Here is a 25,470-nt window from a genome sequence, read left to right as displayed (position 1 = left end):
AACCTACTGCCGCCTACCGCCCCCGACAATCACCGTGCGGGCGCTGAATGCGCAATCATCACTCAACCCGCAGCTTCGTCCATGCGCACCGCGCCGCGCCGCGCCTGGCCGAACGCCATGACGCAATTGCGGCCCGCGCCCTTGGCGCTGTACAGCGCCTGGTCGGCGGATTTGAGCACCTCTTCGGGGGTGCGTTGCTCCTGGCGCTCGGCGGCACCGATGCTGACCGTCACGGCCACGGTGGTCGCCGCCGCACCGGCGCGGCGCTGGCGGCCCTGTTGGTCGTCCTGGGGGCGGCTGTCGGGGTTGCGCAGGTGGATGTTGTAGGTGGCGATGGCTTCGCGGATCACCTCCAGGTGCGGCAGGCATTCCTCCAGGGTCTTGCCGGCGAACACCAGGGCGAACTCTTCGCCGCCATAGCGGTACGCGCGCCCGCCGCCACCGATCTTCGACAGTTTGCTGGCCACCAGGCGCAGCACCTGGTCGCCAACGTCGTGGCCGTGGGTGTCGTTGAATTTCTTGAAGTGGTCGACGTCGCTCATCGCCAGCACGTAGTTGCGGCCCAAGCGCTGCAAACGCTCGTTGAGGGCGCGCCGCCCCGGCAGGCCGGTCAGCTCATCGCGAAAGGCCATTTGGTAGGCCTCGTGGGCCACAGCGGCGGCGATCATCAACATCACCTGGCTGCACAGGATGTTCAGGGTGAACGGCAGGATGAAGGTTTTGGGCAGCATCCAAAACAACCCCAACAGGCCCACCAATTGCGCCGCGTGCAACGGCCGCGGATGGCGCCAATACTGCACGCCTAGCAACACGAATGCGGCGAGGAACACCGGGTACGACAACTGGATCAGGCTCATCCACGCGCCGTGCAGCGCCGGCCAACGGATCTCCGCCAGCCAATTGAGCAACGCCTCGGGGTAACTCTGCTCCAGGCTCAGGGCCACGCTGCCGAACACCAGCAACACCGCGAACCGCGCCACCATGTCCTGGAACAGGTGCGTGCGCTCCTGCCATGCGGCGAACAGGCCATACAACAGCGGCAGCAACAGGCAACACAGGTGGAACACCACCGCCGCATCCGCACGTACCACGCCGTTATCGCGGAAGTAGTCGGTCTGGGTGTCCAGCAGGAAGTAGGCGATGTACACCGTGACCATCAGAAACAGTTCGCGCTGGCGTCGGTAAACCGCGCAGTACGCACCGCCGAGCAACAGCACCAGGGTCGGCAACACGTTGAACAGCGAGGTGAAGAAGACGTTGAGTTCCTTGACGTAGGCGGCCGCAAGCCCGGTCAGCAGCAGTACTAAAGAAGGGACGAAATGACTCAAACGTACAGCGGAAGAACGCGGCAAGGGTAAAGCTCCGACTCGTCGGTTAGATAGATGGCATTGTGCCTGCTTCTTTGGCAGTTAAGCACAGGCAATGTGACACACAGCACATTGCCATCACGTTAACGGCCGCCGTGGCGAATCCCTGAGTGTTTAGGTCAAGTTTTTTTGGGGCACATGGCGGGCGCCAAAAAACGCGGTGGCGAGCCGCTGCCCGAGCCTGACCGCGCCGCAAAAAAAACACCCCGCGAAAGCCAGGCTCTCGCGGGGTGCAGGCCGCCGCTCCCGAGGGGGCGGCGGCGCTAGAGGTGAATTCGCCGGGGCTTAGTAGCCCAGTGCGAAGTCCTCTTCTTTCATGTCCATCAGGTTGTTGGCGCCCGACAGCATGGTGGCCACGTGGGTACGGGTACGCGGCAGGATGCGCTGGAAGTAGAAGCGCGCGGTTTGCAGCTTGGCGGTGTAGAACGCCTCTTCGCTGGTGCCGGCCGCCAGTTTTTCCGCCGCCAGGCGTGCCATGTCGGCCCAGAAGTAGGCCAGGCAGGCGTAACCGGAGTACATCAGGTAATCCACCGAGGCGGCACCGACTTCTTCGCGGTCTTTCATCGCGGCCATGCCGACCTTCATGGTCAACTCGCCCCACTCTTTGTTCAGTGCAGCCAGCGGCGTGACGAATTCCTGGACGGCTTCGTTGCCTTCGTTGGTCTGGCAGAACTTGTGCACGATCTTGGTGAAGCCTTTGAGCGCTTCGCCCTGGGTCATCAGCACTTTGCGGCCCAGCAGGTCGAGTGCCTGGATGCCGGTGGTGCCTTCGTACAGCATGGAAATGCGGCTGTCGCGAACGTTCTGCTCCATGCCCCATTCGGCGATAAAGCCGTGGCCGCCATAGATCTGCACGCCGTGGTTGGCGGACTCAAAACCGACTTCGGTCATGAAGGCCTTGGCGATCGGAGTCATGAAAGCCAGCAGTGCGTCGGCTTTCTTCTTCTCTTCTTCGTCGACGCCGTATTTGACGATGTCCACTTGCTTGGCGGTGAAGTACACCATCGCGCGGTTGCCTTCGGCGAATGCCTTCATGGTCAACAGCATGCGGCGCACATCGGGGTGCACGATGATCGGGTCAGCGGCTTTGTCCGGCGCTTTAGGGCCGGTCAGGGAGCGCATTTGCAGGCGATCGCGGGCGTATTTCAGGCCGCCCTGGAAGCCGATTTCGGCGTGGGCCAGGCCTTGCAGCGCGGTGCCCAGGCGTGCGGTGTTCATGAAGGTGAACATGCAGTTCAGGCCTTTGTTCGCCGGGCCGATGAGGAAACCGGTGGCCGCGTCGAAGTTCATCACGCAGGTGGCGTTGCCGTGGATGCCCATCTTGTGTTCCAGGGAACCGCAGGTGACTGCGTTGCGCGCACCGATGCTGCCATCGGCGTTAGGCATGAACTTGGGAACGATGAACAGGGAAATGCCTTTGGTGCCGGCCGGTGCATCGGGCAGGCGAGCCAGGACGATGTGGACGATGTTGTCGGCCATGTCGTGTTCGCCGGCCGAGATGAAGATCTTGGTGCCGGTGACTTTGTAGGAGCCGTCGGCCTGAGGTTCGGCCTTGGTGCGCAGCATGCCCAGGTCGGTGCCGCAGTGCGGTTCGGTCAAGCACATGGTGCCGGTCCATTCGCCGGAAACCAGCTTGGTCAGGTAGGCCTCTTGCTGCTCAGGCGTACCGTGCTCGGAGATGGTGTTCATCGCGCCGTGGGACAGGCCTGGGTACATGCCCCACGACCAGTTCGACTCGCCGACCATTTCGCTGACCGCCAGGCCCAGGGACTCAGGCAGACCCTGGCCACCGTGCTCGACGTCATGGGCCAGGCTCGGCCAGCCGCCTTCGACGAATTGCTTGTAGGCTTCCTTGAAGCCGGTCGGCGTCTTCACGCCCGACTCGCTCCAGGTGCAACCTTCCAGGTCGCCCACGCGGTTCAGCGGTGCCAGCACCTGTTCACAAAACTTGGCGCCTTCCTCGAGGATGGCGTTAACCATGTCGGGGGTAGCGTCCTGGCAAGCCGGAAGGCTCTGATAATGCGCTTCGTAGCCGAGCAGTTCGTCACGAACGAAGCGAATATCACGCAAGGGGGCCTTGTAGTCAGGCATAGCGATAAACCTCTGCTTATGTAACCGGGGATGAACGACCGTATGGATTTGTTGTAACGGTCAAACAGTTGTTTGAAACATACGTTTACGACCAAACCTTGTCAAGCATCGTGGATGCGCCATTCGTCTAGGCTCGCCGCACACACGGGCACACAGTTGCCTGCAGCGAATGCCGCAAAATATTTCAGAGGGATAAAGGCGAAGCTAAACGCCTGACACGGGCAACGCCGCGTCAGGGTCGGGGGAAGGGCTTAAGCGTAAGTATCGATCAGGGTGCCGAGCACTTCGTCGGAGGCCTTGGCGACTTTTACGCCCAGTTCTGCCTGGATCTTGCCTTGGGCCATGTCCACCAGGTCGCTGGCCATGTCTGATTGCTGCGCGCGATCGACCTGAAAGCCAGCAGGCGTGCGGTCGACGCTTTGGCCGGCGATCTGGCCGGCCGCCTGATCGACGCGGTTCAAGCCGGTCTGGATGGCGCTGACGCCGGAATAAAACGCGGTATTCCCGGAGATATTCATGGGAGCACTCAATCCTTAAAAGGGCAAACAGCCATCATTGAAGCAGAGTCACCGGCAAAAGGCCCGTCAATAACACTAATGGCACGGGGCGCCACCATAGGCAAAATCTTCCCCGTGGCTAATCCAGCAGGTCCAGTTGCAGGTGTTCGGCCACGGCTTGGGCACTGGCCACCTTGAGGGTCGGCACCCGCCCAAGGCACGGCGCCGGTAGGCGTTCGGCCAGGGTGGCGAGGTTTTCTTCCAGCCGCGAGGTATTGGGGTCGATGATGTTGGCCACCCAACCGGCCAGTTGCAGGCCATCGCGGGCGATGGCTTCGGCGCTGAGCAGGGCATGGCTGATGCAGCCCAGGCGCACGCCCACCACCAAAATCACCGGCAAGCCTAGGGCCATGGCCAGGTCCGACAGGTTGTCCTGGCCCGCCAACGGCACGCGCCAACCACCGGCGCCTTCGATCAGGGTGAAATCGGCCTGCAGGGCGAGGATGTCGCGCATCGGCCCCAGCAGCGATTGCACCGTCAACGCCACGCCGGCTTCGCGCGCCGCCAGGTGCGGGGCGATGGCCGGCGCAAACGCCACCGGGTTCACCTGCTCGTAGGCAAGCGCCAGCGTGCATTCGGCCAGCAGCGCCAGGGCATCGGCGTTGCGCAGGCCCTTGGCCGTCACCTCGCACCCGGAGGCCACCGGTTTGCCCGCCGCGGTGCTCAGCCCCGCCGACCGCGCGGCGTACAGCAGGCCGGCGGCGATGGTGGTCTTGCCGACATCGGTGTCGGTGCCGGTGATGAAGTAAGCGGCGCTCATAAGGGGTTCTCCAGCACGGCGTAGACCACTTGGTAAGTCGCGGGCAAGCCCTGGGGCTGGCGGAACTGCTCATAGGCCTGGATCAAGCCGAGCAGGCGCGCCCGCCCGGTCAGCCCGCCCGGGCGCCCCGGGTTGAGGTTGTGGGCACCGAGGGCCTTGAGTTCGTGGGTCAGGCTGCGCACGTGGGGGTAATGCAGCACCTGCGCCCGCACCTGCAGGCTGACGACCCGCAAGCCACTGGCCGCGCACAGGCGTTGGTAGTCGCCCCGTTCGCGGAAGCGGTTGACGTGCACCTGGCCGTCTACCGCCGCCCAACTGTCACGCAACTCGGCCAAGGTGCCGCTACACAGGCTGGCGAAGGCCAGCACGCCGCCCGGCTTCAGTACCCGCCGCGCTTCGCTGAGCACCGTGGCGAAGTCGGCGCACCATTGCACCGCCAGGCTAGAGAACACCAGGTCGCAGCTCCCGGCCTGCAACGGCAAGCGCTCAGCATCCCCGGCGACAAAATGCGCCGCGCCGCCCAAAGGCCGCGCGTGGTTGAGCATGCCTTCGGCGATATCCAGTGCCACCCCTTCGCTGCCGGTAAAACGCCGGGCCAGGGCGCGGCTGAAATGGCCGGTGCCGCAGCCCAAGTCGAGCCAGCGCCCCGGGCGCAAGCCCTGGGGCAGGCGTTGCAGTAAGGCGTCGCCCACCCCGCGTTGCAACTGGGCGACGCTGTCGTAAGTGGCCGCCGCCCGGGAAAACGAGGCCGCCACCTGACGTTTGTCGGGCAACACGGCGCTCAGGCGCGGCAAGGCTAAATCAGTCATCGGCACACTCATGCAAAAACGCTTGGATCGCACCCGCCACTCCATGGGGGTCTTCCAGCAAAAAACTGTGGCTGGCCTGTTCGATCAGACCCACCTCTATATCCGGCAGCAACGCCAGCAGGTCACCGGCGGCTTCGGCGGGCACCAACGCGTCGAGGCCGGCGAACAGGTGCAACTGCGGGCCGCGATAGGCTTGCAGGGCTTGGCGGGTATCCAGTTGCGCCAACAACTCCAGGCCTGCCAACAACACGTCCGGCGCGGTGGCCGGCGCGGCCGCCAGCATCAGCCGCGCCAGGCCTCGGGCGTCTTCGGCGCCTTGCGCGCACAGCAGGCTGAAGCGTTTGAGGGTCTGGCGCGGGTCGCTGGCGCAACCGCTGAGGAAGGCGTCGAAGGTTTCGCCCGGCATGGCGCTGGGCCAGTGCTCGTGGGCGACAAAACTCGGGTTGCTGGCCAGGGTCAGCAAGCCGCAGCAGCGCTCGCCACGGCGCGCCGCCAGGGCCGAGGCAAGCATGCCGCCCAGGGACCAGCCGCCGAGCCAGGCATCATCGGGCAGGCTGGCGTCAAGTTCGTCGAGCCACTCCTCGGGGTCGCCGGACAACAGCGCCGGCAGCGGCTCGATCTCCACCCGCAGGTGTTCGTCCAGGCCCCGCAGCGCCGCCGCCAAGGGTTCCAGCGGCGAGACGCCCAGGCCCCAGCCCGGCAGCAGAATCAGTCGATCACGCATCAGTAGGCTCCGGTCCAGGTTCGGCAAAGCAGTCGGCCAGTGCATTTAACAGTAGCTGTACCTGCGCCTCGCTGTGGGCGGCGGTCAGGGTCACGCGCAACCGGGCGCTGCCGGCCGGCACGGTGGGCGGGCGGATCGCGGTGACCATCAGGCCTCGCTCGCGCAAGCGCTGAGACAGGCGCACGGCACGGGCGCTGTCGCCCACCAGGATCGGCTGGATCGGCGTGAAGCTGTCCATCAGTTGCAGGCCGATCTGCTCGGCGCCCCGGCGGAACTGGCGGATCAGGCCGTTCAAGTGCTCGCGCCGCCAATGTTCGCTGCGCAGCAGCTCCAGGCTCTTGAGGGTGGCACAGGCCAAGGCCGGCGGTTGGCTGGTGGTATAGATGTAAGGCCGGGCAAACTGGATCAGGCTTTCGATCAGGTCATCGCTGCCGGCAACGAACGCCCCGGCGGTGCCGAACGCCTTGCCCAGGGTGCCGACCAGCACCGGCACCTCTTCCGCGCCCAGGCCAAAATGCTCGACGATACCGCCGCCCGTGGCGCCCAACGGGCCGAAGCCATGGGCGTCGTCCACCATCAGCCACGCGCCCTTGGCCCGGGCTTCGCGGGCCAGGGCCGGCAGGTCGGCCAAATTGCCGTCCATGCTGAATACGCCATCGGTGACCACCAGGGTATTGCCCGTGGCGCGCTCCAGGCGCTTGGCCAGGCTGGCCGCGTCGTTGTGCAGATAGCGGTTGAAACGCGCCCCGGACAGCAACCCGGCATCCAGTAGGGAGGCGTGGTTGAGGCGGTCTTCCAGCACCGTGTCGCCCTGCCCCACTAGCGCAGTCACCGCCCCGAGGTTGGCCATGTAGCCGGTGGTGAACAGCAGCGCCCGCGCCCGCCCGGTGAATTCGGCCAGGGCTTCTTCCAGCGCGTGGTGCGGGCCCGCATGGCCGACCACCAGATGCGACGCTGCGCCGCCCACGCCCCAGCGCTCGGCCCCGGCGCGCCAGGCTTGGATCACTTGCGGGTGATTGGCCAGGCCCAGGTAGTCGTTATTGCAGAACGCCAGTAAGGGCTGGCCATCGACCACCACCTGTGGCCCTTGCGGGCTGTCCAGCAGCGGACGCTGGCGGTAGAGGTTAGCGGCGCGCCGAGCGGCCAGGCGTGCGGGAAGATCGAAGGGCATGGGGGCCTCGAAAGGGGATCAAAGCAGGAAGCAATCAAGCGGTGGGCGCCGGTTCGCGCCCACCGTTGTTTCGGGCCGGTCAGAGCGCCGCGTTGTAGAACAGCTCACTGCTCTTTTGCTCCACCAGCGCTTGTTCGATGGCAGCTTGGTGCACTTCGTCGGCGTGCTCTTCGCGGGCTTCGGGGGCGATGCCCAGGCGCGCGAACAGTTGCATGTCCTTGTCGGCCTGGGGGTTGGCGGTGGTGAGCAGTTTGTCGCCGTAGAAAATCGAGTTGGCGCCCGCAAAAAACGCCAGGGCCTGCATCTGATCGTTCATCGCCTCGCGCCCGGCCGACAGGCGCACGTGGGATTGGGGCATGAGGATGCGCGCCACGGCCAGCATGCGGATGAAGTCGAACGGGTCGACATCCTCGGCGTTTTCCAGGGGCGTGCCTGCAACCTTGACCAGCATGTTGATCGGCACCGATTCCGGGTGCTGTGGCAGGTTGGCCAGTTGGATCAGCAGGTTGGCGCGGTCGTCCAGCGACTCGCCCATGCCCAGGATGCCGCCGGAGCAGATTTTCATGCCCGAATCACGCACGTAGGCCAGGGTTTGCAGGCGCTCGCTGTAGGTGCGAGTGGTGATGATGTTGGCGTAGAAATCCGGCGAGGTGTCGAGGTTGTGGTTGTAGTAATCCAGCCCGGCCTGGGCCAGCGCCTCGGTCTGTTCCTGGTCGAGGCGGCCCAGGGTCATGCAGGTTTCCAGGCCCATGGCCTTGACGCCCTGGACCATTTGCAGCACGTAGGGCATGTCCTTGGCGGACGGGTGCTTCCACGCCGCGCCCATGCAAAAACGCGTCGAGCCGATGGCCTTGGCCCGGGCCGCTTCTTCGAGGACCTGCTGCACTTGCATCAGCTTTTCTTTTTCCAGCCCGGTGTTGTAGTGGCCGGACTGTGGGCAGTACTTGCAGTCTTCCGGGCAGGCGCCGGTTTTGATCGACAGCAGGGTGGAAACCTGCACGCGGTTGGCGTCGAAATGCGCGCGATGCACCGTTTGCGCCTGGAACAAGAGGTCGTTGAAGGGCTGAACGAACAGCGCCTTGACTTCGGCCAAAGACCAATCGTGACGCAGTTTGGCGGTGATGCTGGCGCTCATCGGCGGATTTCCTTGTTTATGCTGGGCAGACGACCGGGCGGCGATACCCACAGTCGTGACACGGATGTTCGGCATAGTTAAGGAAGAGCCATGCACTGTCAACCACGCGGCAAACACCAGGTTTACATCTGGTTAAAAAGCAACCAATCCTGTTTGCTTTGCGATGAATCCACCGGTACGCCTCAAGCCATTTGCACGCCGTGCGAGAGCGAACTGCCGTGGTTGGGCGATCACTGCCTGCGCTGCGCCCTGCCATTAGCCATGGCGGGCCTGACCTGCGGCCAATGCCTGAAGCGACCTCCCGCATTCCAACAAGTCGTTGCGCCTTGGGCCTACGGCTTCCCGGTGGACAGCCTGGTGAGCCGTTTCAAGCACCAGGCAAACTGGCCATATGGCCGCATGATGGCCGAACTTCTCAGCCAACTCCTGCGCTATCGCTTCGATGAAGGCCTGCCCCGCCCCGACCTGCTGCTACCCGTGCCGCTGGCCGCCCAGCGCCTGCGCGAGCGCGGCTTCAACCAGTCAGCCCTGCTGGCGCGATGGTTGAGCGAACGCCTGCACATCCCCGAGCAGCCGCACTGGCTCCTGCGCCCGCTGGAGACGCCCACCCAGCAAGGGCTGTCGGCCAAGGCCCGGCAACGTAACCTGCGCCGCGCCTTTGCCCTGGCGCCCGAGGCCCAGGTGCACGGCCGCCACTTGGCCCTAGTGGACGACGTGTTGACCACCGGCGCCACCGCCCACAACCTGGCGCGCCTGCTGCGGGCGGGCGGCGCGGCGCGGGTCGATGTGTATTGCCTGGCCCGCACGCCCAAGCCCGAAGGCCCGCGCTGACTTGACTCTCAAGCGCCAAGCGGCCAACGTCCCCTCACTCCAGCCGTTAGTAGCACGCCGCCATGCCCGTACCGTCACCGCTGTCCCAACATTTCGTCCGCCGCCCGCAGCGCATTGCCCTGTTGCAGCACATCGCCGACCAGGGCTCGATCACCCGCGCCGCGAAAAGCGCCGGCCTGAGCTACAAGGCGGCTTGGGACGCCATCGACGAACTCAACAACCTGGCCCACAAGCCCCTGGTGGAACGCAGCGTCGGCGGCAAGGGCGGCGGCGGTGCGCGGTTGTCCGAAGAAGGGCTGCGGGTGCTGCGCCTGTATCAGCGTTTGCAGGCCTTGCAGGCTCAGGTGCTGGAAGCGGCCGAGGACGCCAGCGACCTCGACCTGCTCGGGCGCCTGATGCTGCGCACCAGCGCGCGCAACCAGTTGCATGGCAAGGTCCAGCGCATCGACAGCCAGGGCCGCAACGACCTGATTAGCCTGGAACTGGCTGCCGGCTTGACCATCCAGGCGCAGATCACCCGCGACAGCACCCAACGCCTGGAACTGCACGTTGGCACCCAGGTGGTGGCCCTCATCAAGGCCGGGTGGCTGCAATTGCTGGGCGCCGACCAGGCCCCCATCGCTGGGCACAACTGCCTGCTGGGCCTGATCGATGAGATCCTCGACGCCGAGGGCGGCCCCAGCGAAGTGCGCATCGCCCTGCCCAACGGCCAAACCCTCTGTGCCCTGGCCGAAGCCGAGCAATTGCGCGAGCTGGCCCTGATGGCGGGCAAACCGGTGCAAGTGCAATTCGCCCCTTCCCTTGTGTTGCTGGGCACGCCGCTGTAAACCTTGGCGGCACTCAATAACCAAATTGCATATCAACCAATCCAATCAGTCTTAGACTCTCTAAGCGCGGCTCTCTAAGGTGTCGCCCGCGGCCGCCCCGAGCGCGCCCGATACCTCATACGAGATTCGTCCGCCAAAGGAAGCCCGATGTCCTGGGACTCGCTACCCCTGTTGTTTGTCGCCGCCCTGTTGCTTTGGCTGCTGGTGTCCTTCGTGCGCGAAAAATGGAGCGCCGATGTGGTCGCCGCCATTGGTGTCGCGGCCCTGCTGGTGACCCAGATCCTCAGCCCCGGCGAAGTGCTCGGCGTGCTGAGCAACTCGGCGCCGGTGACCATCGCCTGCATGTTCGTGCTCTCGGCGGCGCTGGAGCGCACCGGTTGCATCGACGCCCTAGGCAACTGGCTGGGCAACCTGGTGGGCGACCGGCCACTGCGGGTGCTGGGCGGGTTGATGATTACCGCATTGGTGATTTCCGCGTTCCTCAACAACACCCCGGTGGTGGCGATCCTCACCCCGGTGGCCATTGCCCTGGCCAAGCGCTCGAGCACCTCGCCGTCGAAACTGCTGATCCCGCTGTCCTATGCCACGGTGCTGGGCGGCATGCTGACCATGATCGGCACCTCGACCAACATTCTCGTCGACGGCGTGGCGCGCAAGGCCGGGCTGGCGCCGTTCGGCATGTTCGAGATCACCCCGGCGGCGCTAATGTTCGCCGCCGTGGGCTTTGTCTACTTGATGCTGTTCAGCAATCGCCTGCTGCCCGACCGCGACAGCCTGTCCAAGCAATTGCGCCCGGACCTGGCCCGCACCTTCATGAGCGAGTTGCTGGTGCCCCACGACTCACCGGTGATCGGCAAGACCCTGGCCGAGGCCAACCTCAACGGCGGCAGCGGCCTGCAAGTGCTGAAAATCTTTCGCGAAGAGCAGGAACTGAGCACGCCCTGCTCCACCACCCAACTGGCCAGCGGCGACCGCCTCGTGCTGCACGGGCAAGTCCAGGATGTGGTCGAGTTGCGCGAAAGCGGGCGCCTGAGCTTCAACCGTGGCGAAGCCTTCGAGACCATCAGCAGCCACGACGTGATCCTCGCCGAAGCCATCGTGGGGCGCAGTTCGCGCTACAGCCACCGGCCCATGCGCGACCTCGACCTGACCGCGCGCTACGGCATTAACGTGCTGGCCGTGCACCGCCAGGACGAAAACATCCAAGGCAACCTCGACGACCTGCACCTGCAATTCGGCGACGTCATGCTGGTGGAGGGCACGCCCTCGCAAATCCGCCGTTTCGCCGACAATGGCGACCTGATTAGCCTCAATACCGTGCAGGAGCGCGCTTATCGCCGCGACAAGGCGCCCATCGCCATCATCGCCACCCTGGCGGTGATGTTGCTGGCCGCGTTCGAGCTCATGCCGATCGAAGGCCTGGCGCTGATCGCGGCCGTGGTCGTGATCGCCACCCGGTGCCTGGACGTGGAAGACGCCTACAAAGCGGTGGACTGGAAAATCCTCAGCCTGATTTTCGGCATGCTGGCCATCAGCATCGCCATGGACAAGGTCGGCCTGATCGACCTGGTAGTCAGCTCCACCATGGCTGCGATCCCTAACCCGGGGCCGCTGCTGATGCTCGGTTTCATCTACCTGCTGACCACCACCCTCACCGAAATCCTCTCCAACAACGCGGTGGCGGTGCTGCTGACCCCCATAGCCATCGGCGTGGCGCAACAACTGGGCGTCGACCCACGGCCGTTCGTGGTGGCCGTGATGTTCGCCGCCAGCGTCAGCTTCGCCACGCCCATCGGCTACCAGACCAATACCTTTGTATATAACGCCGGCGGCTATAAGTTCAGCGACTTCCTGCGCATCGGCATCCCGCTCAACATCCTGATGATGCTGGTGGCGATGCTGGTGATCCCGTGGTTCTGGCCGCTGCAATAGCCCCCCTTGATTAGCGCAGGCTTTGGCTCCAAATAGCTGTCTACCGCCACTGCCCTGGAGCCGCGCCATGACCGACCCTTTGCTGATCCCCTGCCCCCACTGCAACGGGCTCAACCGCATCCCCGCCCAACGCCTGGGGGACGCGCCCAAGTGCGGGCGCTGCAAGGCCGGCGTGCTGCTGAGCACACCGTTCGACCTGACCCAGGGCGACTACGCCAGCCAGATCAAGGGCGACCTGCCGCTATTGGTAGATGTGTGGGCCGACTGGTGCGGGCCGTGCAAGTCGTTCGCACCGACCTTTGCCCAGGCCGCCGCGCAACTGAGCGGCAAATGCCGCTTCGCCAAACTCGACAGCGAAGCCAACCCGCAGTTGTCGGGGCAATTGGCGATTCGTTCGATCCCCAGCCTGATTCTCTTCAAGAATGGCCGCGAAGTGGCGCGCCAGAGCGGCGCGTTGCCGTTGCAGCAGCTCCTGGGCTGGCTGCGCGGGCACGGTATCGCCTAAGCATTGGCGCCGGGAGGCGTCAGGCGTTTTCCAGCAGGTTGTGCAACTCGATGAACTGCTGTGTGAGTTTGTGCCGCGGGTCGAGGTGGATCAGCGGCAGGTTGGCCTGGTGGGATTCGCGCATGCGCACCGAACTGCCCAGGTACACCGGCAACACCGGCAGGCCCTCGGCGATCAGTTCGTCGAGCATCTGCTGGGGCAGGCTGGCCCGGGCCTGGAACTGATTGACCACAATGCCTTCCACTTCCAGGCCTTCGTTGTGGTCTTCCTTGAGTTCTTCGATCTCGCGCAGCAGGCCATACAGGGCTTGGCGGGAGAAGCTGTCGCAATCGAAGGGGATCAACACACGATCAGCGGCAATCAACGCCGACACCGCGTAGAAGTTCAGGGCTGGCGGGGTGTCCAGGTAGATGCGGTCGTAATCTTCTGACAGCTCATCGAGCAACTTACGCAGCTTGTTGATCTTGTGCTTGGCCTCCAGCTTGGGCTGCAAGTCGGCCAGTTCCGCCGTGGCGGTAATCACATGGAGGTTATCGAACGGCGTTTCGTAGATATCCACCTTGTTTTTCTTGGCAAACGGCCCGGACGACAGGGTTTGCTTGAAAAAGTCGGCGATGCCCATGGGAATGTCCTCGCCGGTCAGCCCGGTGAGGTATTGGGTGGAGTTGGCCTGGGCATCGAGATCCACCAGCAGGGTTCGATAGCCTTCACTGGCGCTCACCGCCGCCAGGTTGCAGGCAATACTGGACTTGCCCACGCCACCTTTCTGATTGAACACCACGCGCCGCATGACAAACCTCCGTGTACTAAAGAATTCCCGAGTGTAGTAGGCCGCGTCGCTGCTTCGCTACCTCGCTGGCATTTGTCTGACCTTTGTGCCGCCTCATATCCCAGTGGGAGCAACTGTGACCCCCCTGCCATTCGTCACCGCCACTGCGTGCCGCCATCGCCAGCAGGCTCGCTCCCACAGAGGAAAAATGAACACGTTCAACTGTGGGGGCGGGCCTAGCCCGCGATAGGGGTGGGTCTGACCATGTACATGGTGGTTGGCAGACCGCCATCTCGGGCAAGGCCCCACACAGGGCGGCGCCTTAGTTTTCAGCCTTACGGGTCAATAACTCCACGAATGCCTTGGCCATGGGCGAGCGCTGGTTCTTGCGTTGCACCAGCCACACCGCCGATATCGCCTTGGGGTCCAGCAGCGGGCGGTAGACCACGCCGTCGATGCGGATGCGCCGGTAGGACGCCGGCAGCACCGACACCCCCAACCCCGCCGCCACCAGCCCGATGATGGTCATCGCCTCGCCCGCTTCCTGGGCGAAATGGGGGCTGAACCCGGCGTCGCGGGCCAGGCTCAGCAACTGGGTGTACAGGCCGCTGCCGTAGCTGCGCGGGAAAAACACAAAGGGCTCCTGGGCCAGCGCCGCGAGGAACAGGCCCTCGTCGCTGCCCTGCACCAGCGGATGGGTAGCGCTGAGCACCGCCACCAGGGGCTCGCGCATCAGCTCGACAACATCCAGGGAATCGGCCAACGGCAACGGCCGCATCAGCCCCACATCGATGGTTTCGTCCACCAGGGCTTGCGCCACTTGGGTACTGCTCATCTCCCGCAGGTGCAGGTGCACCGCCGGGAAGCGCTGGCGAAAGGCAAAAATGGCCTGGGGAATGGTGGAATTGAACGGCGCCGAGGAGGTGAACCCGACCTTCAGTTCGCCCAACTCCCCCAGTTGCGCGCGCCGGGCCACGTCAGCGGCCTTGTCCACTTGCGCCAGCACCAGCCGCGCCTCCTCCAAAAACAGCCGCCCCGCTTCGCTGAGTTCCACCCGGCGGTTAGTGCGCTCGAACAACCGCGCCCCCACTTCCTGCTCCAGGGCCTGGATCTGCTGGCTCAGCGGCGGCTGGGAGATGCCCAGCACTTGGGCTGCACGGCCGAAATGCAGCTCTTCGGCCACCGCGATGAAGTAGCGCAAATGGCGCAATTCCATAAAGCCTCCATTGAGTCGTTAAACCTATCAAACAGGTCGAACAATATATTGGATTGAATCATTCGCCGCCTATATGCTTTTTCCATCGCCTGACCGCTTGCCCCTCCCGCGAGGCCCTCCGTGAAAACTGCTGCCGCTCCCCTGGCCCACGAAATCCCGCCCGCGCCCTTGGGCGATGCGGTGGCCGAACTCAACGACCTCTACATCGAAAAAGGCACGCCCCTGTTCATGCGCACGGTGTTGGCGTTGTTCGCCGGCGGTTTCGCCACGTTCGCCGTGCTCTATTGCGTGCAACCGATGATGCCGCTGCTGTCGGCTGAATATGGGATCAACGCGGCGCGCAGCAGCCTGATCCTGTCCGTGGCCACCGGCATGCTGGCCATCGGTTTGTTGGTAACCGGGCCGATTTCCGACCGCATTGGGCGCAAGCCGATGATGGTGGCGGCGCTGTTCGCCTCCACCCTGTGCACCCTGGCCAGCGCCCTGATGCCCACCTGGGAAGGCGTGCTGCTGATGCGCGCCCTCACCGGGCTGTCGTTGAGCGGTTTGGCGGCGGTGGCCATGACCTACCTGAGCGAGGAGATCCACCCGCAGCACCTGGGCCTGGCCATGGGCCTGTACATCGGCGGCAATGCCATTGGCGGCATGAGCGGGCGCTTGGTCGCCGGGGTGTTGATCGATTTCGTCAGTTGGCACACGGCCATGCTGGTGATCGCCGTGCTAGCCCTGGCGGCCTCGGTGATTTTCTGGAAGTTGCTCCCCGATTCGCGCAATTTCCGCGCCCGCTCGCTGCAACCGCGCAGTTTGCTCGAAGGCTTCACCCTGCAATTCAAAGACGCCGGCCTGCCGTGGTTGTTTCTCGAAGGCTTTTTGGTGATGGGCGCGTTCGTCACCCTGTTCAACTACATCGGCTATCGCCTGCTGGCCGAGCCGTACCACTTGAGCCAGGCGTTCGTCGGCCTGCTGTCGGTGGTGTACCTCTCGGGGATTTATAGCTCGGCCCAGGTCGGTGCCCTGGCCGACACCTACGGGCGGCGCAAGATGCTGTGGGGCACCATCGTGCTGATGCTGGGCGGCATCGGGCTGACGATGTTCGCGCCGCTGAGCCTGGTGCTGATCGGCATGGTGGTGTTCACCTTCGGCTTCTTCGGCGCCCATTCGGTGGCCAGCAGTTGGATCGGCCGCCGCGCCACCCACGCCAAGGGCCAGGCCTCGTCGCTGTATGTGTTCAGCTACTACGCCGGCTCCAGCATCGCTGGCACGGCGGGCGGGGTGTTCTGGCATTGGGGCGGCTGGAATGGCATTGGCCTGTTCATCGCCACCCTGCTGGTGCTGGCCCTGCTGGTGGCGTTGAAACTGGCGCGCCTGGCGCCGTTGCCGGGGGCCGCTACCTGAGCTGCAACCGCGCTTGCAGCAGGTCTTCGCGTTTTTCCAGGGTCAGGCCGTGTAACGTGGCGCCCTCACGCTCAACCTGAGCCAACCACTGCAACACGGCCCGGGCCTCGCCCGCCAGGGTCAGTTCCAGGCCTTCGTCGTCCACCTCCATCTGCTCCACGTGCAGCCCCGCCGCGCTGGCGCTCTCGCTAATGCGCAGCGACAAGGGCCGGCCGTCGGCGGCCGATTCGGCCCGGGCTGGCTGCGCCCCTGCCAGTTGCGCCGCCAGCACGCGTTGTTGCTGATACTGGCGTTCGGCGGTGTGCAGGCGTTGGCGGGTCGGTTGCCCGATCAGGCTGTAGGCCAGCACCGCGCCGATAAACAGCGCCAAACCCAGCAGCAACCCTTGCTCGCGGCGCGACAAACGCCGCCAATGCTGCATTAATGCCCTCATGCGCCCGCCTCCACCACCAGGGTGGCCTGCACCCGGTCGCCGTCCTTGCTCGCGCTGTCCAGGCGCAACGCCTGGCCCTGTTCGCGGCCTCGTTCGCGCAGTTGTTCCAGTTCGGCGAAGCTGCTGGCGTCGAGTTGGATTTTCCAACCCTCGCCCGGACGCAACTCAATGCGCCGCACCTGCACCGTGCTGGCGCCGATCACTTGTTCGGTGAGGCGGACCAACTCGGCCATGCGCCCACCCTGGGGCTGCGCGCCCCGGTTCTGCTGGGCCTGCAACTGCGCGGCCAAATCGACGATACGGCTTTGCTGCGGGTACAGCGCCTTGAAGCGCGCTTCGTTGCGGGCCTGGAGCTGGCGGGTTTCGCTGTGTAAAAAGCTCAAGCGCACTTCGGCCGCTGCCCAGGCCAGCAGCGCCAAGCCCAGCAAAGTCGCCGCGCCCAGGCGCCAGGGCAGCGGCCGGCGACGCGGGGCGAATTCACCATGGCGCAGGTTGATGGCCGTGGCCGCGCCTTGAAACGGCCAGGGCGCCAGGTCCCCGTCGTCGCGCCACTGTAAGGTCGCGGGCAGGCTCGGGCGCAGCAGCGCCAGCGCCTCATCCGTCAGCGCCAGGCGTGCCGGCAACGCCCCGCCCAGCAACCAGCGACCCGCCCAACGCACACCCCACGCCTGATCCGTGGGCAGCAGGTCGGCATCGACGTACACCCCGCGCACCTCCACGCCTGCCTCGGCCAGCAACGCGAGCACGTGGGCAAAGCGCTCGCGGCCCACCACCAGCACCGGGTAGCAGCCCTCGCTATCGCGCGCGCCAACGCTCAGGTGCAATGTCTCCAGGCTTTCGCCCAACTGTTCTTCCACCGCGAAGGCGACCGCTTGTACGGCGGGCCGGCGCTTGCCCGGCCAAGGCTCGCTGCGCAGCCAGCTGCACGCTTCCATGGGCAGCAGCAGGTTTACCGCCTGCCCATCCAGGGCCTGGGCAGCGTCGCGCAAAGGCTGCCACTGGCCGCTGGCCGGCAGGTAGCAGGGCCAGTCGAGCGAAGGCTCGTGCAGGCCAGTGGCATTCAGGTAGAGCCAGGGGTTCATGGCAGCCTCGGGTCGATGGAAGGAAGCAGGCGGCGTTGCAGGACGTTCAGTTGGCCGGTCTTGGCGTCGCGCTCCACGTCGCTGCTCAGGCGCAAGTGGCCATCACCGTCGCTCACCGAAACCTCGATACGCAGCCAGCGGCTGTCCACGCCCAAGCCATGGCCATTGACCTCAAGCCCCGCCAAAAGCGGGTCGCGGGTGAAGGCCTGGGCCGTCGCCCAAGGGTCGGCCTCGCGCTGGCGGGCCAAGGCCTGGGCAGTGGCGTCGTCAAGGTCGCCGAGGGTGCGCAGCAGCAGCGCCGGCGCGGTGTTGACGTTGAATGCCGCATCCGCGGGCAACAGGGCCACCCAAGGCTCCAGTTGCTGCAGGAAGAGGCCGTCGATACCCGCCAGCAAGCGCAATTGGCTCAGCTCGTGCAGCGCGCCGGCCTGCGGCAACACCAGTGGCGGCAGGTCGAGCAGCGCCAACAATCGCGCCCAACGCTCCAGTGTGACCTGATCGACCCGCCCCCCGGCCAGCAGCCGATTGAGGTTCAAGCGCCCGGCCAAGTCGTGGATTTCGATCTGTACCTGGGCCTGGTTCGTGTCGAACCCCGGCACCGCACGAGCCCATTCCTGGCTCAGGTCCAAGGTCGGGTTGGCGCCGCGCGGGGAATCCTGCAACAGGCGCAAGGCCCAGGCTTCGCCGGCCGTGGCGAGTTGGCGCAGGTGCAGTTGCTGCAACTGTTGCGCACTGCTTTTGACCAGCAGGCGGTGGCTGTGCAGCACCGCGCCGAGGATCAGCAGCGCCAGGCTCATCACCAGCAACACACTAATCAGCGCCACGCCGGTTTGCCGACGGTTCATGGCAGCGCCGCCGGCAGCAGCAAGACCCGGCGGATACCCTCGAAGCGCCCGCTCGACAACTGCACTTCCAACGCCAGCGGCGCCTTGGGCCCGGGCGGCCATTCGTTGCGCCAGCCCTGCTGCGCGTCATACAGGCGCCAGCGCAGGTGGCGCACATCGTCGAGAAGTTTTTGCCGTTGCACCCGGTCATCGCCCTCGGCGCGGCTGTCGCGCCAGAGCACGCCGTTGTCCAGGCGATAGCTCAGGGCCTGGCGCTCACTGCGCGGCAAGTCCAGCGGGTTGCGCCAATTGCCGCGCTGCAAGTGCAACCCGGTGGCGCTCAGCACCACCGGTTGCTCGGCGATGATGTGCAGCACGTCGCGCTCAATCACCGCCACCGCCCGTTGCAGGCCGCGCAGCGCCTGTTCGTGGCTCTGGGTGGCCTGCTGCACGCGCACCACGGCGTCGAACAGGCGCCAGCCGCCGAGCCCGAGCAAGGCGAAGATCGTCAGGGCGATCAGCAGCTCCAGCAGGGTGAAACCGCCCTGGCGCCGGGTCATGGCGCGGGAATCCAGCCAGTGGTGCGGTATACGACGTGTTCCTGGCCAACCAGGCTGATGGCCACCTCGGCCTTGAGCAAGCGCCTATCCGCCGTGGCACTGAGGTGTTGCTGTACGTGCCAGTCACGGCGATCCAGACTGACTTGACGGGTGTGCTGGCCGAGCGCCAGGTTTTTTCCCAGACGCAACTCGTTCAAGCGGTTGTCTGCCAGCCACGCGGCGAAGAGGCGCTGTTCCACACCCCGCCCCTGGCCGATGACAGCGTGGCTGGCGGAGAACACCGCCGCCGCTAAGGTGGCGAACACCGCCAGAGCGACCATGATTTCCAGCAAGGTGAAACCGCCCACGGTGCGCCTAGCCATCGACCACCACATCGCCCACGCCATCGCTGTAAAGGCTCGCCAGGACCTTGCCATCGTGTTCCAGGGTCAGGCGAAAGGGGCTGATTTCGTCACTGCTGAGGATCAGCAATTGCGGCGTGTCCGTCTCCTGGCCCAGGTGCAGGGGCCGATCCTCTTGCACCAGGTACGGGCGCACATTGGCGGGCCAGCGCTTTAGCGGCCCACGCGGTTCCCAGCCCAACGTCTCGTAGCGCAGCAACTGGTAGCCTTCGGCACCCACCCGCAAACCGTATTCGCGGCCATCGAGCACTGCCCGCTCGCGCAATTGCTCGATCAGGCCGGCCATGGCGTGGGCCTGCTGGCGGGCCTGGCGCGCCGGGCCATTGCCCAAGGCCAGGCTGGCCACACCCAGCAACACCCCGGCCAACACCACCACCAGCATCAGTTCCAGCAAGGTGAAACCCTGGCAAGAGGCACGCATGGCTCACTCCCCCCAATTGCCGAGGTCGGCCGCCGGGCCGTCGCCGCCGACTCCGCCATCGGCGCCCAGGGAATACAGGTCGTAGCCGCCATCGAGCACCCGCACCCCGGGGTTGAGGTACTGGTAGGGCGTGCCCCAGGGGTCGGTCGGCAGGGTTTTCAGATAGCCCTGGGGGTTCCAACCGCGGGCCACGGGCGTGCCAGTGGGGCGTTTTTTCAGCGCCTCCAGGCCTTGCTGGGTGGAGGGGTAGTGGCCGTTGTCCAGGCGATAGATTTCCAGTGCCGTGGAAATCGCCTGGATATCCACCCGGGCGGCCGTGGCCTTGGCCTGGTCCGGGCGGCTCATGAACTGCGGCACCACTATGGCCCCCAGGATGCCGATGATGACCACCACCACCATGATTTCGATCAGGGTAAAACCGCGTTGGGCGCGGCGAGAAACTGTGCGTTGGGTTTGCATGGGTCAGTTCACCAATTGGTTGAGGCTGAGGATTGGAAGCAGGATCGCCAGGACGATCAGCAGCACGACGGCGCCCATCAGCACCAGCATCGCCGGCTCGAACAAACTCACCACCAAGGCGATGCGCGCCGCCAGGCTGGCTTCCTGCTGCTGCGCGGCGCGTTCGAGCATGGCGTCGAGTTCACCGGCCCGTTCACCGCTGGCGATCAGGTGCAGCATCATCGGCGGGATGTCGCCGCTGCGTTCCAGGCCCCGGGTCAGGGTGGTGCCTTCACGCACCGCGCGGGCAACGGCGAGCATGCGAGCGCGGATGGTCAGGTTGCCCACCACTGCGGCGGCGATTTCCAGGGCATCCACCAGGGGTACAGCGCTTTTGCCGAGGATCGCCAGGGTGCTGGCAAACCGCGCCGCCTCCATCGCCCGCCACAGGCCACCCAGCACAGGCATGTCGAGCAACACCTGATGCCAGCGCAGGCGCCAACCCGGGCGGCGTAGGTTCCAGCGCCCAAGCATCAACGCCAGCGCCAGGGCGCCTAGCAGCCACAGGCCATGGCTACGCACGCCGTCGCTCAGGGCGATCAGGCTACGGGTCAGCCACGGCAGCGGTTGGCCGCTATCGACGAAAATCTTCACCACATCCGGCACCACGTACCCCAGTAGGAAGCTGACGATGGCCACACTGGCGAGCATCAGGATCAGCGGGTACACCAACGCCATCTGGATTTTCTGCCGCGAGGCCTGGCGCGCCTGGGTGTAGCTGGCCAGTTGCTCCAGCACTTGGCCCAGGTGCCCGGAGCGCTCGCCCGCCGCCACCGTAGCGCGGAACAGTTCGGGGAAGGCGCGGGGGAAATACCCCAACGCGGTGGCCAGAGCATGGCCCTCCGTCACCCGGGCCCGCACCGCCGCGAGCAAGGCCGCGACCCGGCGCTTGGCACTCTGCTTGGCCACTGCGTGCAGGGCTTCTTCCAACGGCAACCCGGCCTGCACCAGGGTGGACAGTTGCAGGGTCACCAAGGCCAGGTCGGCGGCGCTCAAGCGGCCGCCCTGGGGGGTGGCTTCCGTGCCGGGCGCGGCGCTGACTTCACTCACCGAATGGGGCCAGAAACCCTGCTCACGCAACCGTTGCCGGGCCTGGCGCGGATTGTCCGCCTCCAACTGCCCCTTGCAGCGCTGGCCTCGGGCGTCCTGGGCGCGGTAATCGAAGGTGGGCATCAGTTGGCCTCCTGGGTCACGCGCAGCAACTCATCGAGGCTGGTCAGGCCGTCAAGCACCCGTTGCCGGCCGTCCTGAAACAGGCTGCGCGAGTGCTGGCGCGCCACGTCGGCCAGGGCCTGTTCGCTGGCGCCCTGGTGGATCAGCGCGGCCAGCGGCCCGCCGATGCTTATCAGTTCATAGATACCGATACGCCCGCGATAACCGTGCTGGCATTGCTCGCACCCCACGGCGCGGAACAATTGCGGCGCTACCGCCAGGCCCAGGCGCTGGCACTCGGCGGCGTCGGCCAGGTACGGCGCCTTGCAGTGCGGGCACAGCGTGCGCAGCAGGCGCTGGGCGAGGATGCCCACCAGGGACGAGGCCAGCAGGTAGGCATCCACGCCCATGTCGAGCAACCGGGTGACCGCACCCACCGCGCTGTTGGTGTGCAGGGTCGACAGCACCAGGTGCCCGGTGAGCGAGGCTTGCACGGCGATTTGCGCCGTCTCGCGGTCGCGGATTTCACCGACCATCACCACATCCGGGTCCTGGCGCAGAATCGCCCGCAGGCCTCGGGCGAAGGTCATGTCCACTTTCGGGTTGACCGGCATCTGGCCGATGCCCGGCAAGTGGTATTCGATAGGGTCTTCCACGGTGAGGATGTTGCGCGTCTGGTCGTTGAGGCTGCTCAGGGCGGCGTACAGGCTGGTGGTTTTGCCCGAACCCGTGGGGCCGGTCACCAGGACGATGCCGTGGGGCTTGCCGAGCAACTGGCGCAGCGCCGCCAGGGTGTCGGCGGGCATACCCAGGCGTGGCAATTCAAGGCGCCCGGCCTGTTTATCGAGCAAGCGCAGCACCACCCGCTCACCGTGGGCCGACGGCAGGGTCGAAACCCGCACGTCCACCTCATGCCCGGCCAGGCGCAGGGCCATGCGGCCATCCTGGGGCACGCGTTTTTCGGCGATATCCAGGCGCGCCATGACCTTGAGCCGTGACACCAACAAGGGCGCCAGCTCACGCCGCGGGCGGAAGATCTCGCGCAACTGGCCATCGACCCGCAGGCGCACCGACAGGTAGTGCTCGAAGGTTTCCAGGTGCACATCGGACGCCTGCTCGCGCATCGCCTCGCTGAGCAGGGCATTGATGAGACGGATGATCGGCGCGTCGCCCTGTTGCTCCAACAGGTCGGCGGTCTGCGGCACTTGCTCGACCAGACTGAGGAGGTCGAGTTCTTCGTCCAGGCCCTGGGCTACCTGCTCGGCCGCGCTCTGGCCTTCACGATAGGTGGCAGCCAGGCGCGCAGCGAACGCGTCCGCCGCCAGCACCCGCCACGGCAGGTCGCGCCCGCACACCCGCCGTGCCTCCGCCAACGCGGTGAGCGGAGCATCGTCGCGCAGGGCCAGGCAAGCCTCGGCACCGCTGTGGTCCAGCAGCACGCCAAAACGCCGGGCGAAGCCGAAGGGCAACTCGCTGGGCAAGCTCATCGCGCGCCCTTGCGCAGGTCAAATACGGGCGCCTGGGCGGGCGGCTCGAACAGCTCCCGGGCGTCGGCCGGCAACAACAGCGAGTTGCTTTCCCGCGCGCCGGGTTGGCTCAGTTCGCGCAGCGCGTTGTAGCGCTGCTGGCTAACCTCGGCCAAATCACTTTTGCTGCGCACGATGGTCGGCCGCAGGAACACCATCAGGTTGCTTTTGGTCTGGGTGTCGCGGCTCCAGCGAAACAGCGCGCCCAGGTAGGGGATGTCGCGCAACAGCGGCACGCCGCTTTTCTGGGTGCGCACGCTGTCGCGGATCAGCCCGCCAATGACGATGATCTCGCCGTCATCGGCGAGGATCGTGCTTTTAAGCGCACGTTTGTTGGTTATCAGGTCCGAGGAATCGATGCCCGAAACCGCCGGGGCGATGTCCGACACTTCCTGCTCGACCTCCAGGCGCAGGGTCGAACCTTCATTGATATACGGCTTGATCTTCAGGCTGATGCCCACGTCCTTGCGCTCAACCGTGGTGAAGGGGTTGTCCGCACCGTTGCTGTTGGTGGCGTAGGAGCCGGTTTTGAACGGCACGTTCTGGCCGACGATGATGTGCGCTTCCTGGTTGTCCAGGGTCAGGAGGCTGGGCGTGGACAGCAGGTTGCTGCGGGTGTTGCTGGCCAGGGCGGAAATCAGCGCGCCGAAGCGGTCGCTGCCCAGGTGCAATAGCGCGCCTTCGGGGGCCGCTTGCTTATCGTCGAAGGTCAACCCACCGACGATCGGGATGTTGGTGCCGGGAAAGTTGATAAAGCCCTGAGCACCCCCGGTGTTGACGCCCCATTGCACGCCGACCGCTTCGGCAATGTCCCCGGATATCTCGACGATGGCGGCGTGGATCAGTACCTGGGCGCGGGGCTGATCGAGTTCGCGCACGATGTTTTCGATGGTACGGAGCTGCGCGGGCTCGGCGAGCAACACCAGAGCATTCTGACTTTCGTCGGCCTTGATGATGAAGCTGCCCTCGGTCGACGGGTCCTTGGCGCCGCCGCTGGCCTGGGCGGATCTACGCCCCTGGCCCATGGTTTCCAGCACTTGCGCCAATTGCCCGGCGTCGCTGTGGCGCAGACGAATCACCCGAGCGTTGCCCTGGCTGGCGGCGGCAGGGACGTCGAGGCCGCGCACCAGTTCGATCAAGCGCTGGCGTACCGTGGCCGGGCCGATCACCACCAAACGGTTGCCACGCAGGTCGGCCAGCACCTGGACCGCCGTCTCGGCGTTGCGCTTGCCCAAGGATGCCTCAACCACCGGCGCCACTTCGCCGGCCAGGGCATGGCGCAATTGCACCACGGTGTGGCGGTTGTTCTGCCCCGAGTCGAGTTGCTGCACCACGCCGGCCAGGCGCTGCACGTTGGCCGCCGTGTCGGTAATCACCAGGGCATTGGCCGATACCGACGGGCCGACGTAGCCGTTGGCTGACACCAGTGGGCGCAGCAACCCGGTGAGGTCGGCAGCGCTGGCGCTGCCCAGGGCGATGACCCGGGTGACGAATTGCGCCGCGCTGGCCGGGTTCGCCCCGCCCTGCCCCGCACGGGTCTTGGCTTCGCTGACCGGGGTAATCAGGATGCGGTCGCCTTCGTCGATCACCGTGAAGTTGTGGGCATCGAGCACCGAATAGAACAGGCGCCGCACACCTTCGCGGTCAAGGGGCTGGTGCGACATCACCGTGACCCGGCCGGACACGCGCGGGTCGAGTACCACGGTGGTACCCAGGATGGTCGAGATTTCTTCGACGATATCTCGAAGTTCGGCGTTGTTCATCGCCAACTGCCATTGCGCGGGGGCAGCCTTGAGCGCGCCGTGAAAGAGCACCATGGCCAGGGCGCAAAGAAACATGAGTTGGCGCAAAGCGGGCACGCCGGTGAAGTTATTCATCAGTGGTATTACTCGGACGGCCCGGAAACGGGCGCAGAAAACGCTCGGAAGCGGTAACGGGTGACACGCGGTGGGCCGGGTCGAGCCGGCGCAGGAAAGGCTCGGCGCTTGACGCCAAGGCCAACCGCTCTTCGCGGCCCTTGTTCCACAGCACCACATAAGTAGAGGCCACGCGGCGCAGGACGCTACCGCCCGGCAGGCGTTCGCCCTCCAGGTAAAACCGCGCTCCCTGGGCATGGGCGAGCAAGGCTTTGGACGGGCCAGGGCTGACCAGCACACTGGCGTGCAAGGTCAGCGGCTCGGCAGTAGGCCGGGGCGCGGTGGCGGCGGCAAAGCCCAGGACGCTGGCCAGCGCCGTGCTGTCAAACGCGACGCTGGGCGTGGCGGGTGTAACCGCTACCGGCAGCGGCACACGCAGGTCCTGGCGGAACAGCCATTCGCGCCAGGCCAGGAACAGACCACCGCCGAGCAGCAGCACCAGCAGCAGCAACCCATTGCCCAGGCGCCTGCCGGCGCAGTGTTTGGCCAATCCCGAGAGCATTTTTTTCACGTCGACATTCACAGAAGGATCAGGTTGCGGACGGCCCATTGCGGGCCGCCCGCCCTG

Annotated in this window: 26 protein-coding genes; 5 read left to right on the top strand and 21 right to left on the bottom strand. The window is 65.6% G+C overall.

The window, feature by feature from the left end:
• Positions 1–62: 62 nt before the first annotated feature.
• The 8 genes from AC19YT_RS01960 to bioB all read right to left on the bottom strand — a co-directional run bounded on the left by AC19YT_RS01960 (position 63) and on the right by bioB (position 8,614).
• Positions 63–1,352, bottom strand: a complete 1,290-nt coding sequence (locus AC19YT_RS01960) for a GGDEF domain-containing protein (protein ID WP_095108933.1) — start codon at positions 1,350–1,352, stop codon at positions 63–65.
• Positions 1,353–1,652: 300 nt separating this feature from the next.
• Positions 1,653–3,458 carry a phenylacyl-CoA dehydrogenase gene (locus AC19YT_RS01955; protein WP_095108932.1) on the bottom strand — a complete coding sequence of 602 codons (1,806 nt, stop codon included), beginning with the start codon at positions 3,456–3,458 and terminating at the stop codon, positions 1,653–1,655.
• A gap of 251 nt (positions 3,459–3,709) precedes the next feature.
• The gene (locus AC19YT_RS01950; protein WP_095108931.1) at positions 3,710–3,976 is read right to left on the bottom strand and encodes a pyrroloquinoline quinone biosynthesis protein PqqE; all 267 of its coding nucleotides are present in this window, start codon (positions 3,974–3,976) and stop codon (positions 3,710–3,712) included.
• A 118-nt stretch (positions 3,977–4,094) separates the two neighbouring features.
• Positions 4,095–4,775, bottom strand: a complete 681-nt coding sequence (gene bioD / locus AC19YT_RS01945) for a dethiobiotin synthase (RefSeq protein WP_095108930.1) — start codon at positions 4,773–4,775, stop codon at positions 4,095–4,097.
• Positions 4,772–5,584, bottom strand: coding sequence for a malonyl-ACP O-methyltransferase BioC (gene bioC / locus AC19YT_RS01940; RefSeq protein ID WP_500597268.1), 813 nt, complete (start codon positions 5,582–5,584; stop codon positions 4,772–4,774). Before bioC ends, bioD begins: the two co-directional genes overlap by 4 nt.
• A complete protein-coding gene (locus tag AC19YT_RS01935; protein WP_500609622.1) occupies positions 5,577–6,308 on the bottom strand; it encodes an alpha/beta fold hydrolase in 732 nt (243 codons plus the stop codon). Before AC19YT_RS01935 ends, bioC begins: the two co-directional genes overlap by 8 nt.
• A complete protein-coding gene (bioF, locus tag AC19YT_RS01930) occupies positions 6,301–7,479 on the bottom strand; it encodes an 8-amino-7-oxononanoate synthase (protein ID WP_095108927.1) in 1,179 nt (392 codons plus the stop codon). Before bioF ends, AC19YT_RS01935 begins: the two co-directional genes overlap by 8 nt.
• Before the next feature lie 79 nt (positions 7,480–7,558).
• Entirely contained in the window at positions 7,559–8,614 is a 1,056-nt protein-coding gene (gene bioB / locus AC19YT_RS01925) for a biotin synthase BioB (RefSeq protein WP_095108926.1), read from the bottom strand.
• Between the two features lie 90 nt (positions 8,615–8,704).
• Here bioB and AC19YT_RS01920 point away from each other — a divergent pair, with 90 nt between their 5' ends.
• From AC19YT_RS01920 to trxC, 4 genes are all read left to right on the top strand, one after another.
• Positions 8,705–9,445 carry a ComFC family protein gene (locus tag AC19YT_RS01920; protein ID WP_500609621.1) on the top strand — a complete coding sequence of 247 codons (741 nt, stop codon included), beginning with the start codon at positions 8,705–8,707 and terminating at the stop codon, positions 9,443–9,445.
• 62 nt (positions 9,446–9,507) lie between these two features.
• Positions 9,508–10,272: a TOBE domain-containing protein gene (locus tag AC19YT_RS01915; protein ID WP_500609620.1), complete on the top strand. Its 765-nt coding sequence runs from the start codon at positions 9,508–9,510 to the stop codon at positions 10,270–10,272.
• A gap of 147 nt (positions 10,273–10,419) precedes the next feature.
• Positions 10,420–12,204 carry an SLC13 family permease gene (locus AC19YT_RS01910; RefSeq protein WP_500609619.1) on the top strand — a complete coding sequence of 595 codons (1,785 nt, stop codon included), beginning with the start codon at positions 10,420–10,422 and terminating at the stop codon, positions 12,202–12,204.
• A gap of 67 nt (positions 12,205–12,271) precedes the next feature.
• Positions 12,272–12,709, top strand: coding sequence for a thioredoxin TrxC (trxC, locus tag AC19YT_RS01905; protein WP_095108922.1), 438 nt, complete (start codon positions 12,272–12,274; stop codon positions 12,707–12,709).
• Between the two features lie 19 nt (positions 12,710–12,728).
• Here trxC and AC19YT_RS01900 read toward each other — a convergent pair whose 3' ends face one another.
• Positions 12,729–13,499 carry a ParA family protein gene (locus tag AC19YT_RS01900; RefSeq protein ID WP_095108921.1) on the bottom strand — a complete coding sequence of 257 codons (771 nt, stop codon included), beginning with the start codon at positions 13,497–13,499 and terminating at the stop codon, positions 12,729–12,731.
• Positions 13,500–13,800: 301 nt separating this feature from the next.
• Positions 13,801–14,694: a LysR family transcriptional regulator gene (locus AC19YT_RS01895; RefSeq protein WP_095108920.1), complete on the bottom strand. Its 894-nt coding sequence runs from the start codon at positions 14,692–14,694 to the stop codon at positions 13,801–13,803.
• Between the two features lie 120 nt (positions 14,695–14,814).
• Between AC19YT_RS01895 and AC19YT_RS01890 the strand changes: the two genes are divergently transcribed.
• Entirely contained in the window at positions 14,815–16,089 is a 1,275-nt protein-coding gene (locus AC19YT_RS01890; RefSeq protein ID WP_500609618.1) for an MFS transporter, read from the top strand.
• Here AC19YT_RS01890 and AC19YT_RS01885 read toward each other — a convergent pair.
• The 11 genes from AC19YT_RS01885 to AC19YT_RS01835 are packed head-to-tail and all read right to left on the bottom strand — an operon-like array spanning position 16,082 to position 25,452.
• Positions 16,082–16,522 carry a type II secretion system protein M gene (locus tag AC19YT_RS01885; protein ID WP_095108918.1) on the bottom strand — a complete coding sequence of 147 codons (441 nt, stop codon included), beginning with the start codon at positions 16,520–16,522 and terminating at the stop codon, positions 16,082–16,084. The genes AC19YT_RS01890 and AC19YT_RS01885 overlap by 8 nt on opposite strands.
• Entirely contained in the window at positions 16,519–17,604 is a 1,086-nt protein-coding gene (gene gspL, locus AC19YT_RS01880; RefSeq protein ID WP_500609617.1) for a type II secretion system protein GspL, read from the bottom strand. The genes AC19YT_RS01885 and gspL overlap by 4 nt, the downstream gene beginning before the upstream one ends.
• Positions 17,601–18,449, bottom strand: coding sequence for a type II secretion system minor pseudopilin (locus AC19YT_RS01875; protein WP_500609616.1), 849 nt, complete (start codon positions 18,447–18,449; stop codon positions 17,601–17,603). The genes gspL and AC19YT_RS01875 overlap by 4 nt, the downstream gene beginning before the upstream one ends.
• Positions 18,446–18,988, bottom strand: coding sequence for a type II secretion system minor pseudopilin GspJ (gspJ, locus tag AC19YT_RS01870; RefSeq protein ID WP_500597278.1), 543 nt, complete (start codon positions 18,986–18,988; stop codon positions 18,446–18,448). Before gspJ ends, AC19YT_RS01875 begins: the two co-directional genes overlap by 4 nt.
• Complete coding sequence (gspI, locus tag AC19YT_RS01865; RefSeq protein WP_500609615.1) at positions 18,985–19,350, bottom strand: type II secretion system minor pseudopilin GspI; 366 nt, start codon at positions 19,348–19,350, stop codon at positions 18,985–18,987. The genes gspJ and gspI overlap by 4 nt, the downstream gene beginning before the upstream one ends.
• Positions 19,343–19,810, bottom strand: a complete 468-nt coding sequence (gspH, locus tag AC19YT_RS01860) for a type II secretion system minor pseudopilin GspH (protein ID WP_500597280.1) — start codon at positions 19,808–19,810, stop codon at positions 19,343–19,345. Before gspH ends, gspI begins: the two co-directional genes overlap by 8 nt.
• 3 nt (positions 19,811–19,813) lie before the next feature.
• Positions 19,814–20,269: a type II secretion system major pseudopilin GspG gene (gene gspG / locus AC19YT_RS01855; protein WP_095108913.1), complete on the bottom strand. Its 456-nt coding sequence runs from the start codon at positions 20,267–20,269 to the stop codon at positions 19,814–19,816.
• Between the two features lie 3 nt (positions 20,270–20,272).
• Positions 20,273–21,481: a type II secretion system inner membrane protein GspF gene (gene gspF, locus AC19YT_RS01850; RefSeq protein ID WP_500597282.1), complete on the bottom strand. Its 1,209-nt coding sequence runs from the start codon at positions 21,479–21,481 to the stop codon at positions 20,273–20,275.
• Positions 21,481–22,947, bottom strand: coding sequence for a type II secretion system ATPase GspE (gspE, locus tag AC19YT_RS01845; RefSeq protein ID WP_095108911.1), 1,467 nt, complete (start codon positions 22,945–22,947; stop codon positions 21,481–21,483). Before gspE ends, gspF begins: the two co-directional genes overlap by 1 nt.
• The gene (gene gspD / locus AC19YT_RS01840) at positions 22,944–24,863 is read right to left on the bottom strand and encodes a type II secretion system secretin GspD (RefSeq protein WP_500609614.1); all 1,920 of its coding nucleotides are present in this window, start codon (positions 24,861–24,863) and stop codon (positions 22,944–22,946) included. Before gspD ends, gspE begins: the two co-directional genes overlap by 4 nt.
• The gene (locus tag AC19YT_RS01835) at positions 24,856–25,452 is read right to left on the bottom strand and encodes a type II secretion system protein N (RefSeq protein WP_500609613.1); all 597 of its coding nucleotides are present in this window, start codon (positions 25,450–25,452) and stop codon (positions 24,856–24,858) included. Before AC19YT_RS01835 ends, gspD begins: the two co-directional genes overlap by 8 nt.
• Positions 25,453–25,470 lie beyond the last annotated feature (18 nt).

The organism is Pseudomonas sp. MF08875 (assembly GCF_059862525.1).
Note: the sequence above shows the minus strand (reverse complement) of the source record. Positions and strands in the feature narration are given on the sequence as shown.